The following is a 13157-nucleotide window of genomic DNA, read 5'->3' as shown; positions in this document are numbered from 1 at the left end:
TCCGGCCTCCGGGGAGCCTCCCTCCCCGGGGCTCTCGGGGCTCTCGGGGCTCTCGGGACTCTCGGGACTCTCGGGACTCTCAGGAGTCTCAGGAGGGAGCCTCATCAGGGCGTGAGGGTGAGGGTGTCGACCGTGTTCGCCTCGACCGCCTCGCTGCTGAAGGACCAGTCCAGCAGTTCCCCCTTGGCCCATTTGTCCGTCTGATCGGTGTAGTGCGCGCTGTACGCGTGCCCGGACGCGCCGGTGAGGTTGATCCAGCGCGACCGGTCCCAGTCGCCGACGTTGACCACCATCCGCATCGACGGCACCCACACGGCCTCGTAGCCGGCCGCCGCGTTCCAGCCGGTCGCGTTCACCGTGGCCTCGCCGCCGCCCAGGTTCCACGGGCCGCGGTTGAGCAGGTACTGGAGGAAGCCGGGTCCCTCCGTGCCGAGCGTCTGGTTCCGCAGCGTCAGTTGGTGCAGACGGCCCCAGCTCCAGCTGGAGACGTCCTTGCCCATCTCGGCGGTCAGCTCCCAGCGGGCGTCCTCCATCGCACGGGCGAAGAGCTGGTCGCGCGTGGTCGTCTGCGCGTCCGTGCGGCTGGCCGGGGACTGCCACCAGGGGTTGTCCTCGTCGTCGAGGATGCCGAGTACGACCTCGAACCAGCGGTCGCCGCCGTCCGGCTGCGCGGAGTCCTCGTCGCGCATGCCGCACTCGATGATCCGTCTGCTCAGCTCGTCGTCGGGGGCCGTACTGTCCGCCGGGCGGACGCTCAGGCACTCTCCCTCGACCCGCAGCTCCTTGGGCAGCTTGTTCCCGAAGGCGAGCTTGAGGATGTTGCGCCAGACGCCGTTGAAGTAGGCGGCGGCGGCCGAGTCGGGCTCCTGGCTGTAGTCCCAGCCCTCCAGCAGCTTCTGCGCCTCACGGACATACGGATCCGACACGTCGATCTTCAGCAGATGGGGCGTCAGCTCCTTGGCGATCTCGCTGGTGTTGTCCATCTGCATGGTCCGCATGTCCTCGGTGGAGATCTTGCCGCCGTCCTTGATCTTCGACTCGATGACGTCGTTGATCCGCTGGCTACGGGTCCCGTAGCCATAGTCGGAGGTCAGCGAGTACTTGTACTTCTCGGAGATGACGGCCTGGTTGGCGGTGACGATGTAGCCGCGCTCCGGGTTCTCCTCGTACGGCATCTCGTCGAAGGGGATGTACCCCTCCCACCGGTACTTCGGGTCCCAGCCGGGAGCCGGGACCGAGCCGTCGCCCTTGGCGCGGATCGGGACCTTCCCGGGGGCCTGGTAGCCGATGTTGCCCTTGGCATCCGCGTAGACGAGGTTCTGCGAGGGCACCTCGAAGTTCCTGGCCGCCTTGCGGAAGGACGCGAAGTCCTTCGCCCGGTTGAGGTCGAACACCGCGTCCATCGACTTCCCGGGCTGGAGCGCCGTCCACTGGAGGGATACGGCGTAACCGGTGGCGCGGTCCGGAGCTGAGTTGGCGGAGACCCGTGCCTTCTGGCCGACCTTCTCCAGCTCGCTGCTGCGGTCGGAGACCAGCGGGCCATGGTCGGTGGAGCGGACCGTGATCGTCTTGCTCGCCCCGCCCGCGACCTTGATGACCTCCTCGCGGGTCTTCAGCTCCTTCGACTCGCCGCCGACCTGGTAGCTGTTACCGGAAAGCTTCTCCAGATAGAGGTCGGTGACATCCGCGCCGAGGTTGGTGAAGCCCCAGGCGATGTCCTGGTTGTGGCCGATTATCACGCCCGGCATACCGGAGAAGGTGTAGCCCGCCGTGTCGAACTGGCAGGTGCTGGAGACCGTACGGCAGCGCAGGCCCATCTGGTACCAGAGCGAGGGGAGCTGCGGGGCCAGGTGCGGGTCGTTGGCCAGCAGGGGCTTGTCTGTTGTCGTGTACTTGCCGTGGACGACCCAGGAGTTCGAGCCGATGCCGTTGCCGTTGGGGCCGAGCAGGGCGGGGATCGTGTCCAGGGTCTCGGAGAGGGCGGCGAGCTGGGAGTTCAGGCCCTGGGCGGCGTCCGAGGCGCTGCTTCCGGCCCCGGCGGCGTCGCTGCCGTTGCTGCCGCTGTTGCTGTTGCTGTTGGCGAGGTCGCTGCCGACGCCGGAGTTGCCTCCGCCGTTGCGTCCGGAAGGCTCGGCGTCCGGGTCGAATTCACCGGTGGACTCGTCGACCGCGCCGTTCTCGACGATCGGCTTGTTCCTGTCGTACGGATACGGCGGATACAGCTCCTTGATCTGCTTCTCGGACAGCCTGCTCGTCAGCAGGGAGCGGTCGACCTCCTCCTGCATATTGCCGCGCAGGTCCCACGCCATCGCCTTGAGCCAGGCCACCGAGTCGACCGGCGTCCACGGCTCCGGCTTGTACTCGTTGGTGAGGGCGAGAGCCGCGTACTCGACGGAGAGGTCCTTGCCCTCCTTGCCCTTGAGGTAGGCGTTGACACCCTCCGCATACGCCTGGAGGTACTTCTTCGTCTCGGCGCTCAGCTTCTTGTCGTACTCCTCCTGCGCCACCTGACGCCAGCCGAGCGTACGGAGGAAGGCGTCCGTGTCGACCTGCCCGGAGCCGAACATCTCCGAGAGCCTTCCGGCCGTCATATGACGGCGTACGTCCATCTCCCAGAAGCGGTCCTGCGCCTGGACGAAGCCCTGCGCCCTGAAGAGGTCCTCGTCGGTGTCCGCGTAGATCTGCGGGATGCCGTAGTCGTCCCGCTTGACCTCGACGTCGCCTTTCAGACCTTCGATCTTGATCGTTCCGGTGGTCTGCGGGAACGAGGCTCGAACCGTGCTGACACTCCACCACGCGCCGTATCCGAGGCCCGCGAGAACTGCCAGCACCAGGACGATCACGAGCAGACGGGCACGTCGCCCCTTCTTCTTCTTGCGGGAAGAGGCGGTTGTGTTGGCGGGCATCGCTGTCCTTCGAGGCGCAGTCTTGGTCCTGGAGTGCTGGAGCAACCATAGGCGCAGCACTCCACCACCCCCGACGCGGTATCCGAAAGCGCTTGGCCGGAACCCGGTTGGCACAGCATGCACGGGCCACCGGTGCATCCCCCATCCAATTGGTCCCCAGCGTCAAGAAAACGTTAAAGATTAGGTAAGGTAACGAAGTGTCGCCGCCCGGAATCACCATCCGGCACCTAGAGGCGCAAGGGGAAGGACCGGCCACTGACTGTCCACGAGCTCAACGCACTTCTGCTCATCTGCTCTCTGGTGCTGCTGATCGCCGTCGCGGCAGTGCGCATCTCGTCCCGCAGCGGGCTCCCCAGCCTGCTGCTGTATCTCGGCATCGGGATCGCCATAGGGCAGGACGGGATCTTCGACGTCAAGTTCAACAACGCCGAATTGACACAAGTAATAGGTTACGCGGCACTTGTGGTGATTCTGGCTGAAGGCGGCCTGGGCACCAAATGGCAGGAGATCAAACCCGCGTTGCCCGCGGCGATCGTGCTGTCGACCGTCGGCGTCGCGGTGAGCGTGGGCATCACCGCCGCCGGGGCGCACTATCTCGTCGGTCTGGAGTGGCGGCAGGCGCTCATCATCGGCGCGGTGGTGTCGTCGACGGACGCCGCCGCCGTCTTCTCCGTACTGCGCAAAGTGCCGCTGCCGTCTCGGGTGACCGGTGTGCTGGAGGCCGAGTCGGGCTTCAACGACGCTCCTGTGGTGATCCTCGTCGTCGCGTTCTCGACGGCCGGACCGTTCGACGACTGGTACGTCCTCGTCGGGAAGATCACGCTGGAGCTGGCGATCGGCGCGGGCATCGGCCTCGCGGTGGGCTTCCTCGGCGCGTTCGGCCTCCGGCATGTGGCACTGCCCGCCTCGGGTCTGTATCCCATCGCCGTGATGGCCATCGCGGTGGTCGCGTACGCGGCCGGCGCCATGGCGCACGGCAGCGGATTCCTCGCCGTCTACCTGGCCTCGATGGTCCTCGGGAACTCCAAACTTCCGCACGCCCCCGCCAACCGGGGCTTCGCCGAGGGGCTCGGCTGGATCGCCCAGATCGGTATGTTCGTCGTGCTCGGTCTGCTGGTGACCCCGCATGAGCTGGGCGACGACATCTGGCCCGCGGTGATCGTCGGTCTGGTCCTGACGATGGTGGCGCGTCCGCTGGAGGTGTTCATCAGCCTGCTGCCGTTCAAGATCCCGGCACGGGAGCAGATCCTGTTGTCCTGGGCCGGGCTGCGCGGAGCCGTGCCCATCATTCTGGCCACCATTCCCATGGTGGCCGGGGTCGAGGGCAGTACCCGCGTCTTCAACATCGTCTTCGTGCTGGTCGTCGTCTACACCCTGTTGCAGGGCCCAACGCTCCCCTGGCTGGCGAAGGCCCTGAAGCTCGGTCCGGGCGCCCCCTCCGACCTCGGGATCGAGTCCGCTCCGCTGGAGCGGCTGCGTGGGCATCTCCTCTCGGTCGGGATCCCGGAGGAGTCCCGGATGCATGGGGTGGAGGTCGCGGAACTGCGGCTTCCGGCCGGGGCCGCGGTGACCCTCGTCGTACGGGACGGGACGAGCTTCGTTCCCCTGCCCTCGACGGTGCTGCGGCGGGGCGACGAACTGCTGGTGGTCGCCACGGATCCGGTACGGGACGCGGCGGAGCGGCGACTGCGGGCGGTGGGGCAGGGCGGCAAGCTGGCGGGGTGGCTGGGGACGGCGAGTTAGCGCGGGCGGGGCGCTTGGCCGCGCGGGGGGCTTGTTCGGTGCGGGTTGCCTGCTGCCGCAAGGGGTGCGGGGGCTTGTTCGGTGCGGGTCCGGGGGTCCTCCGGGCTCGACTCCTCGGGGTCGGCGGCGTACAGGTGTCTCGTACGGGAACCCCGAACTTGCCGCCGATCCCCTGCGGGGACGACCCTGCACACCCCCTACCGGAGGCGGCAGGACGGCCCGCCCCCGAGGTTGGCCGGGGGCGCGAAATTCGGGATCCTCGGGGCCCAGGCGGGTGCGGGGGATCGTGCGTCCATGGCGCGTACGTCCGCGCGTCCGCCGAGGGGGGTGGGGCGACCCGTTACCATGAGGGCACCTGAACTGATCGACCACCTCTGCCTGACGCAGAGCTGGCGCGACCGTATGGCGGCCGCGGAGTCCTCGCAGTGGGCCCCGGTATCTACCGCAGTCCCGCACCAAGAGGACAGCTCTCGGCCGCTCCCGTACTACCGGGAGAGCGCCACCAGGCGGCAGAAAGGCACGGACCGTGGCTTCCGCGGTCACCACCGACAAGGCCGAGCGCCGACCCGGATACGGGCGGCTGCTGCGCACACCCGGCGCCTGGACCTTCCTGCTCCCCGGCTTCGCCGCCCGGCAGCCGTTCGCGATGCTGACCATCAGCATCGTCCTGCTCGTTCAGCACACCACCGGTTCCTACGGCACCGCCGGTGCGGTCGCCGCCACCACCGGTGTCTCCATGGCGGTCTTCGGACCGCAGAGCGGCAAGCTCGCCGACCGTTTCGGGCAGCGTGCCGTCCTGCTGCCCGGCGTCGTGCTGCACGCGGCTTCCGCAGCCGCCCTGACGGCTCTCGCGCTGGCGCACGCCCCCCTGTGGGCGCTGTTCGCCGCAGCCGTGCCGACCGGTGCGTCCGTGCCGCAGATCGGCCCGATGGTGCGTGCCCGGTGGGCCGCGAGGCTGGACGGATCACCGCTGATGCCGACGGCGGCGGCCTTCGAGTCCGTGACGGACGAGCTGACCTTCGTCGTCGGACCGGTGCTCGCGACCGCCCTCTGCACCGGTGTGCATCCTGCGGCAGGTTTGATCGCCGAGGCCGGGCTCACGCTGGTCGGCGGGCTGCTCTTCGCCGCCCAGCGCCGTACACAACCGCCCGCCGTACGCAACCGTTCCGCGGCCGGCGGCTCCTCGAAGCGCTCCGACGGCTCCGGAGCGCGGACGTCCGCCCTGGCTGTGCCGGGCCTGCGCGTTCTGGTGGTGGCGTTCCTCGGCATCGGCTCGGTCTTCGGCGGAATGCAGGTCTCTCTGACGGCCTTCAGCGAGGAAATCGGCAATCCCGGAGTCAATGGACTGCTGTACGGAGTCTTCGCGGCGGGCAACATGCTGGCCGGAGTCGCGTGCGGCGCGATCGCCTGGAAGAGCGGCCCACGGCGGCGGATGGTGATCGGTTACGCCGGGCTCACCATGACCGCCTCCCTGCTGTGGTCGGCTCATTCGGTCGCCCTGCTCGCCGCCCTCGGGCTGCTGGTGGGCCTCTGCGTCGCTCCTCCCCTGATCAGCGGCTATACCCTGGTCGAATCCCTGGTGCCCGCCTCCGCCCGCACCGAGGCGTTCACCTGGCTGACGGGCGCGGTGGCGCTGGGGCAGGCGGCCGCCGTGACGGTCGCCGGGCAGCTGGCCGACTCGTACAGCGCACGCGCCGGATTCGTGGTCCCACTGGCGGGGACCGTACTGGCCATGATCACGCTGCTCGCCCTCCGGTCCCGGCTCACACCATGGGCGCCGGGACGCATAGCGGCACGTGGGGCGAGTGGGATGGATCACCGCCCGCGGGTGACGGTGGACTGATCCGCAGGAATACGTCACTATGGACCGTCGTTAGCACTCACTGAGTAAGAGTGCCAGGAGGAAGACAAGTGCCGACCTACCAGTATCAGTGCACCGAATGCGGCGAGGGCCTCGAAGCGGTGCAGAAATTCACCGACGACGCCCTGACCGTATGCCCCAATTGCGAGGGACGCCTCAAGAAGGTGTTCTCCGCGGTAGGCATTGTCTTCAAGGGCTCGGGCTTCTACCGCAATGACAGCCGGGGCTCGTCGTCGAGCAGCTCGCCCGCCCAGGGCTCGTCGAAGTCCTCCGAGAAGTCGTCGGAGAAGGCTTCCGACGCGAAGGCTGCGTCTTCGTCGTCTTCCTCTGCTTCCTCTTCTGGTTCTGGTTCTGGTTCGTCGTCGAACGGCTCCAGCAGCTCCGCGAGTTCCAGCAGCAGCTCGGCCGCCTGACCTTTACCTTTCCGCGTTCGCCGCCGGTCGGCGCTTCTGCCGTCGGCTCTTCGCTGTCGGCTCCCGCCGACAGCGCCGCTCGTTCCGGTCCTTTCGTCCTATGGACCCCGCGCGTTCTGTACGGCGGGGTCCTCGGCATGTCCGATGCCTCTCCGGCGTCGATAGTGTGACCGGCATGGCGAATACGAACGCTGAGATCGGCGTGATCGGCGGCTCGGGCTTGTACTCCTTCCTGGAGGACGTGACCGAGGTCGCGGTGGACACCCCCTACGGCAGCCCGAGCGACTCTCTCTTCCTGGGTGAGGTGGCAGGCCGGAAGGTCGCCTTCCTCCCACGACACGGACGCGGGCACCACCTCCCGCCGCACCGCATCAACTACCGCGCCAATCTCTGGGCCCTGCGCTCCCTGGGAGTACGGCAGGTGCTGGCCCCCTGCGCGGTGGGCGGACTGCGTCCCGAGTACGGGCCGGGGACGCTGGTCGTTCCGGATCAGCTCGTCGACCGTACGAAGACGAGAGCTGAGACATACTTCGACGGGGTGGCACGGGCGGACGGCGTGGTTCCGAACGTCGTGCACACCTCCTTCGCCGATCCGTACTGCCCGGCCGGGCGAGCCGTAGCGCTGAAGGCGGCGCGCGGGCGGGCGTGGGAGCCGGTCGACGGCGGAACGCTGGTGGTCATAGAGGGCCCTCGTTTCTCCACCCGCGCCGAGTCCCGGTGGTTCACCGGCGCGGGCTGGGCGATCGTGGGCATGACCGGGCATCCGGAGGCCGTCCTCGCCCGTGAGATCGAACTCTGCTACACCTCGTTGGCCCTGGTCACCGATCTGGACGCCGGTGTCGAGGCCGGTGACGGCGTCTCGCACGCGGAAGTGCTGCGGGTCTTCGGCGAGAAGGTGGAGCACCTCCGGGACGTGCTCTTCGACGCGGTCGGGGCGCTGCCCTCGAACGGTGACCGGGGCTGCCTGTGCGCGAACGCCCATGACGGGGTGGAGCTCGGGTTCGAGCTGCCCTGAGCTGAGGGGGGCCGTGGGTGCCGGTCCCACGGTCGGGTGAGGGAGTTCTCCACAAGCGGGCGGCTGTCCACAGGCTTCGGCGGGATCGCGGCGGAGGGTGGATCGTGAGGAGCGAGCGGTCGGTGACGGCCGGGACAACTCCTCTACGACGGGCGGTGCGTGACGATGTCGCGTTCTTTCTCCTCTGCTTCCTCTGCCTCTCCTTCCTCTGCCTCTCCTTCCTCTGCTGCTGCCTCACCTCCTTCCTCCGCTGATTCCTCCTTGTCTGCTGCTTCTGCGGCTCATGGCTCGTCCGCTTCTGCCGCCGGCGGCTCCGGCACTTCGGGCGGTTCCGAGGCTGCCGGAGGCTCCGGAGCGGCTTCCGCGGAAGTCTGGTCGGGCGTGGATTCGGCGGGTTGGCCGGCCCTTTCGGCCTCGCCCGCGCCTGAGCCCAGGGGGGTTCCTCTGTTCGCCCCGGTGCGGGTGCGCGGCGGGGCGCACCGGCTGCGGCGAGCCTTGCGGCGGCGACGGCGGGCGGTGGCCGCCGGGCTCGCCCTGACGGCGGCGGCTCTCGCCGCTTCGGGTGCTCGTGGTGCGGACGGTCCGGCCGGTCCGGACGCCGGGTCGGCCGTCGCTGCTCCACAGCGTGCGCCCCGGCCCGCGGCTGAGGGCCGGTCCACGGCCGAGTTGGTCTCCGCCCCGGTGCGTATCGCCGACGCTGCGACGGTCCGGCTGTTGCGTCCGGGCGACCGGGTCGATGTGATCGCGGCACCCGGCTCCTCCGCGGTGCCGGGTGCGGATGGGTCGCCGGATGCTCGGGTGGTGGCCACAGGGGCGCGGGTGACCGAGGTGCCGAAGTTCCGCGAAACCGTCGGGGAGGACGGCGCGCTGGTGGTCCTGTCGGTCCCGCGCGCCACCGCCGCCGACTTGGCCGGTGCGGGCGCGACATCCCGGCTGGCGGTGACGGTGTGCTGAGTCCGGCGCCACGGTCGGTTCGTACAGACGTACTGTCAGGTCGTCAGTTCGCGGGTTCAAAGTGGACAGGGGCATGCCACCGTGACGTAGGTTGCGGAAGGTTTGGTTCCGTGTCCTGTGCATTTGAAGAAAGGCTCAATGGTGACCGAGAAGAAAGTCAGCGTTCTGGAGGGCTTCAAGGCTTTCCTGATGCGCGGCAATGTGATCGACCTCGCGGTGGCCGTCGTCATCGGCGCCGCGTTCACCCAGATCGTGAACTCTGTGGTGAAGGGTGTCATCAACCCGCTGGTCGGCGCGTTCGGCACCAAGGACCTCGACTCCTACAGCTCCTGCGTCAAGGGCACGTGCCAAGTCGTGAACGGCCAGGTTCAGGGCATCCAGATCCTTTGGGGGTCCGTCCTCGGTGCGACGCTCAGCTTCCTGATCACCGCCGCCGTCGTCTACTTCCTGATGGTCCTGCCGATGTCCAAGTACCTGGCACGGAAGGCAGCGCGGGACGCGGCGAAGGAAGGAACAAAGGAGGTCGTCGAGCTGTCGGAGCTGGAGGTCCTGAAGGAGATCCGGGACACGCTCGTAGCCCAGTCCCGCGGTGCCGGCACCGGTTCGGGAACCGGGGAGGGGCCGGTAGCGGGCACGGGATCCGGTCGCCCGTAGGGCGCGGTCGCCTGAGCTTCAGTCCGTGCGGCGGCGGGGCCGTGGGGCGGTCGGCCGCTCCGGCTGTCGCTTCACCGGCCGCGTCTGCCGGGGCGCCCTGACCGTCGCGGTGATCAGGCTCCGGCTCCGGGCGTAGATCCATTGTCGCCGTCCACGGCGGCGCCTGTCACCGTTCCCCGGAATGATCTTTAGGTCCGATATGCACCCTAGGGTTGGGGACGACGGAACAACCCGTCGATTGGACCTGGGAGTTGAGAATGGCACTCGACGCTGCCTCGCTGGCGGAGGAACTCAAGGCCATGGCTGCGAGCGATCACCGGTCATCAGTCCACGCGAACAGCGATGACCCCGCCGAGCAACTGGCGTGGCGCCGGTTGACCGCACGGCACGGCGACCGACTCAGCGAGATCATGGACGAGTACGGCTGGCCGACGGCAGGGCTCGTCGGCGAGGAGGCCGCCCGCTCGGCGTGGCTGATCGCCCAGCACGCCGACCGACAGCTCCATGTCCAGCGACGCGCCCTCCAACTGATGCGGCAGGCGGTTTCGGCCGGCGCGGCCAACCCACGCGACCTGGCCTTTCTACAAGACCGCACGCTGGTCAACGAGGGCCGCAAGCAGATCTACGGCACTCAGATCGCCGGCGTGAAGGACGGAGCACCGGTTCCGTGGCCGTGCGAAGAGCCCGAGCGCGTGGACGAACTGCGTGCGGAAGTCGGCATCGAGCCCTTCGACGAGTACGTCGCGAAGTTCTCCATGGCCTGACAGGAGTCGTATCCGGCGGATCGCGCCCGGAGGCTCACCTGACATAGGCGTGATCCGCCGGAAGGCCCTGGCCCGGGCGCGGCGACAGGGGCGACGGAGAGGTCCGCGCGGCCGGGGACCGTGGAGCGACGGAGAGGTCCGCGCGGCCGGGGACCGCCGACTCGGCCACGAGGGCCGGGCTGCGGCGGAGTGGTCAGATGTGGTGCGGCGGCTTCTCGTCGAGGAAGCGCGTCAGGTCGTCCGCGCCTTCACCGCTCGTCGAAGGCCGCTCTCCCCACCCGCGGTCCGTATCGTCCGAGGACTGCTCGTCCAGCGGATCGTCGAAGACGAGGCCCGGAGGCTTTCGAGTCTGCTGCCGGGGATGCTTCGCATCGCGCGGTCCGGGGGTGGGGGCGGTGCTCATACCCCCAGGGTACGGCGGAAGGCGGGAAGCCCGGGGTGCGGCGTCCTCGGGCCGGCCGCCCGTCGCGGATGCATGGTGCATACGCTCCGCTTAACCAGCCGCTCGTACGATCCGCTGAGCCGGGTGGGTGATCAATCGTCTGCCCGCATTCGAACGCCGAGCCCCGTGATACGCAAGAGACATGAGGGACATGACAAGCAGGAACGACGCTCTGACGGATGTGGCCGGACTGCGCGTGGGGCACGCGCGCGTGCCCGGCGAACGTGCGCTCAGCGGCACCACCGTCGTCCTCGCGCCTCGGGGCGGGGCCGTCGCCGCGGTCGATGTACGGGGCGGAGGGCCCGGCACACGGGAGACCGACGCGCTCGACCCGCGGAATCTGGTGCAGCGGGTCGAAGCGGTCGTGCTGACCGGCGGCAGCGCTTACGGGCTCGATTCGGCGGGCGGGGTCATGGCCTGGCTGGAAGAACAGGGGCGCGGAGTCCCCGTCGCGCCCGGCCGGGTCGTGCCCGTCGTGCCCGCGGCCTGCGTCTTCGATCTGGGACGCGGCGGTGACTGGAAGGCCCGTCCCGACGCCTCCACCGGCCGCGCCGCCGTGGAGAACGCGGCGGGCACGGAGTCCGGCGCTCCGGTGGAGACGGGTGACGTCGGGGCGGGGATCGGCGCCCTCGTCGGCAGTCTCAAGGGCGGTGTGGGCACCGCGAGTACGGTCCTGGAGGGCGCCGGGGCCGACGGCGGGAACATCACCGTCGCCGCGCTGGTCGTGGCGAACGCGGTCGGTTCGGTGATCGATCCGGCGACGGGCGTGCTGTACGGGCGGTTCTTCGGCGCGGATGCGTCCGGCGGGCCCGTGGAGCCCCCTGCCCCCGCCGTCCACGCGGCGGCGCTGCTGAGGCTGGAGGAGGCGCGTGCGGCCAGCGGGCCGCCTCCGCTCAACACCACCCTCGCCGTCGTCGCGACCGACGCCGATCTCACCCGCGCCCAGGCGCAGAAGCTCGCGGGCACGGCGCACGACGGCATCGCGCGCGCCGTCCGGCCGGTGCATCTCCTCAACGACGGTGACACCGTTTTCACCCTCGCGACGAGCGCCGTCCCCCTGGACCCCGCGGACCCGCTCGCCCTCAACAATGTGCTGGCCGCGGGCGCGGACGTGGTGACCCGGTCCATCGTGAACGCGGTTCTGGCGGCCCGGGGGGTGAAGGGACCGGGTGGGACCTTCCCCTCGTACAGCGAGTTGTACGACATCAACTGACATACGAGACATGCCCTTTGAGGGGTGCCGGGAACTTCACAAAGAGTTCCTTCGTTTTTCGGAACGCTGGACGCACTCTGAGAACCAGGGGCTACTTTTAGCAATCACCGAGTTACTTGTGGCGACGGCCTGGAGACCCACCTTGAACGATCCGTATGAGACAACCGAGACGCACCTCGAGCGACTCCTGGGTCGGGCGCTCAACTCCTTCGATCTGCCGGACGTCACGGTCGAGAGACTCGACTCGGCGCTGGCTCACGCGAGTTCGCTGCACTCCTCACACCATAGCGCGGCCCTGGACCGCGCCACATACCGGCACGCCTATCTGCTCGCCGACGGCGGTTCCGTCGTCCTGTGGGAGCTGGTGCACACCACCGGACCCGACGGCGTGGAACAACACGAGGTGTACGCCGACGAGTCGGAGGTCCGTCTCGCCGCCTCCCGGCTGCCGGCGGGCTTCCCCGGCTTCGCCGACGGCGGAGGTTCCTCGTTCGCTCCGCACGGTGCGTTCGCGCCGTTCGCGCCGTTCGCTCCGTTCTCCCCGTCGGCGGCGGACCGTTCGTTCCGTACGGGCGAGCCCGGCCGGGGCGGGTCCGGCCCTGGTCCCGGTTCCGGTGGCCTGGACGCCGATCTCGACGCCGACTTCGGACTCCTCGCCGATCTGATGGCCGCGCCACCGGCTCCCCTCCCCCGGATGTACGTCCCGGACAATTCGGCGGACCACGCCCGCCGTGTCCTGCGCCGCGCGGAGAATGCCGACCGGCCCGGCGAGAAGACCGCCGAACTGCTGCGGAGCGCGTTCGCGCACCACATCACCCAAGCCTTCGGACGGCAGTGCAGGGTGGCCGGCAAGGACGCGGGTTTCACACTGTACGAGCACGCGTTTCTGCTGCTCGACGGTGTCGAGATCAGCCTGTGGGAGGTCGAGCACACGGCGACCCCCGACGGGCGTCATATGTGCGAGGTGTACGAGACGGAGCGCATGGCGCGAGGGGCGATGGAGCTTCGGGCGCAGGTGCGCTGACGTTCGGACGTTCGCGGATCACCGGCGGATTCGCGGGTCACCGGAAGCAGTGCCTCCGTCCGCCGGTCGGCCTACGGGAAGAGGCTCCGGGAGTTTCCTCCCGGAGCCTTTTCTCTTGTCGCGTTCTCGTCGCCGGACCGGACGTACCGGGTCGAGGCCGGACGTACC

11 protein-coding genes are annotated in these 13157 nt (G+C 69.1%); 9 read left to right on the top strand and 2 right to left on the bottom strand.

Annotation, left to right across the window (positions count from 1 at the left end; all coding sequences use genetic code 11):
- Positions 1-104: 104 nt before the first annotated feature.
- On the bottom strand, positions 105-2906 hold the full coding sequence (locus tag ACWEFL_RS26000) for a penicillin acylase family protein (protein WP_451716875.1): 2802 nt from the start codon (positions 2904-2906) through the stop codon (positions 105-107).
- Positions 2907-3206: 300 nt separating this feature from the next.
- Between ACWEFL_RS26000 and ACWEFL_RS25995 the strand changes: the two genes are divergently transcribed.
- From ACWEFL_RS25995 to ACWEFL_RS25965, 7 genes are all read left to right on the top strand, one after another.
- Entirely contained in the window at positions 3207-4649 is a 1443-nt protein-coding gene (locus ACWEFL_RS25995) for a potassium/proton antiporter (RefSeq protein ID WP_451716874.1), read from the top strand.
- A 526-nt stretch (positions 4650-5175) separates the two neighbouring features.
- Positions 5176-6492, top strand: coding sequence for an MFS transporter (locus ACWEFL_RS25990; RefSeq protein WP_451716872.1), 1317 nt, complete (start codon positions 5176-5178; stop codon positions 6490-6492).
- A 68-nt stretch (positions 6493-6560) separates the two neighbouring features.
- Positions 6561-6923, top strand: a complete 363-nt coding sequence (locus ACWEFL_RS25985) for an FmdB family zinc ribbon protein (RefSeq protein WP_451716871.1) — start codon at positions 6561-6563, stop codon at positions 6921-6923.
- 175 nt (positions 6924-7098) lie between these two features.
- Positions 7099-7938, top strand: coding sequence for an S-methyl-5'-thioadenosine phosphorylase (locus ACWEFL_RS25980; RefSeq protein WP_451716869.1), 840 nt, complete (start codon positions 7099-7101; stop codon positions 7936-7938).
- A 456-nt stretch (positions 7939-8394) separates the two neighbouring features.
- Positions 8395-8892, top strand: a complete 498-nt coding sequence (locus tag ACWEFL_RS25975; protein WP_451716868.1) for a hypothetical protein — start codon at positions 8395-8397, stop codon at positions 8890-8892.
- A 138-nt stretch (positions 8893-9030) separates the two neighbouring features.
- Complete coding sequence (mscL, locus tag ACWEFL_RS25970; RefSeq protein ID WP_451716867.1) at positions 9031-9546, top strand: large conductance mechanosensitive channel protein MscL; 516 nt, start codon at positions 9031-9033, stop codon at positions 9544-9546.
- Between the two features lie 257 nt (positions 9547-9803).
- Positions 9804-10310, top strand: coding sequence for a DUF6624 domain-containing protein (locus ACWEFL_RS25965; protein WP_451716866.1), 507 nt, complete (start codon positions 9804-9806; stop codon positions 10308-10310).
- Between the two features lie 193 nt (positions 10311-10503).
- Here ACWEFL_RS25965 and ACWEFL_RS25960 read toward each other — a convergent pair whose 3' ends face one another.
- Complete coding sequence (locus ACWEFL_RS25960; RefSeq protein ID WP_451716865.1) at positions 10504-10713, bottom strand: hypothetical protein; 210 nt, start codon at positions 10711-10713, stop codon at positions 10504-10506.
- 181 nt (positions 10714-10894) lie between these two features.
- Here ACWEFL_RS25960 and ACWEFL_RS25955 point away from each other — a divergent pair, with 181 nt between their 5' ends.
- Both ACWEFL_RS25955 and ACWEFL_RS25950 read left to right on the top strand, forming a co-directional pair.
- Positions 10895-11965 carry a P1 family peptidase gene (locus ACWEFL_RS25955; protein ID WP_451716863.1) on the top strand — a complete coding sequence of 357 codons (1071 nt, stop codon included), beginning with the start codon at positions 10895-10897 and terminating at the stop codon, positions 11963-11965.
- 142 nt (positions 11966-12107) lie between these two features.
- Positions 12108-12989: a DUF6227 family protein gene (locus ACWEFL_RS25950; protein WP_451716861.1), complete on the top strand. Its 882-nt coding sequence runs from the start codon at positions 12108-12110 to the stop codon at positions 12987-12989.
- Positions 12990-13157 lie beyond the last annotated feature (168 nt).

Source organism: Streptomyces sp. NPDC004838, assembly GCF_053600955.1.
The sequence above is the reverse complement of the archived record's forward strand: the minus strand, read 5'-3'. Positions and strand labels throughout refer to the sequence as shown.

Bases quoted from the DNA above. Each gene is read 5' to 3' on its own strand.
- ACWEFL_RS26000 (WP_451716875.1), bottom strand. From the start codon at position 2,906: ATGCCCGCCAACACAACCGCCTCTTCCCGCAAGAAGAAGAAGGGGCGA.
- ACWEFL_RS25980 (WP_451716869.1), top strand. From the start codon at position 7,099: ATGGCGAATACGAACGCTGAGATCGGCGTGATCGGCGGCTCGGGCTTG.
- mscL (WP_451716867.1), top strand. From the start codon at position 9,031: ATGGTGACCGAGAAGAAAGTCAGCGTTCTGGAGGGCTTCAAGGCTTTC.
- ACWEFL_RS25965 (WP_451716866.1), top strand. From the start codon at position 9,804: ATGGCACTCGACGCTGCCTCGCTGGCGGAGGAACTCAAGGCCATGGCT.
- ACWEFL_RS25960 (WP_451716865.1), bottom strand. From the start codon at position 10,713: ATGAGCACCGCCCCCACCCCCGGACCGCGCGATGCGAAGCATCCCCGG.
- ACWEFL_RS25955 (WP_451716863.1), top strand. From the start codon at position 10,895: ATGAGGGACATGACAAGCAGGAACGACGCTCTGACGGATGTGGCCGGA.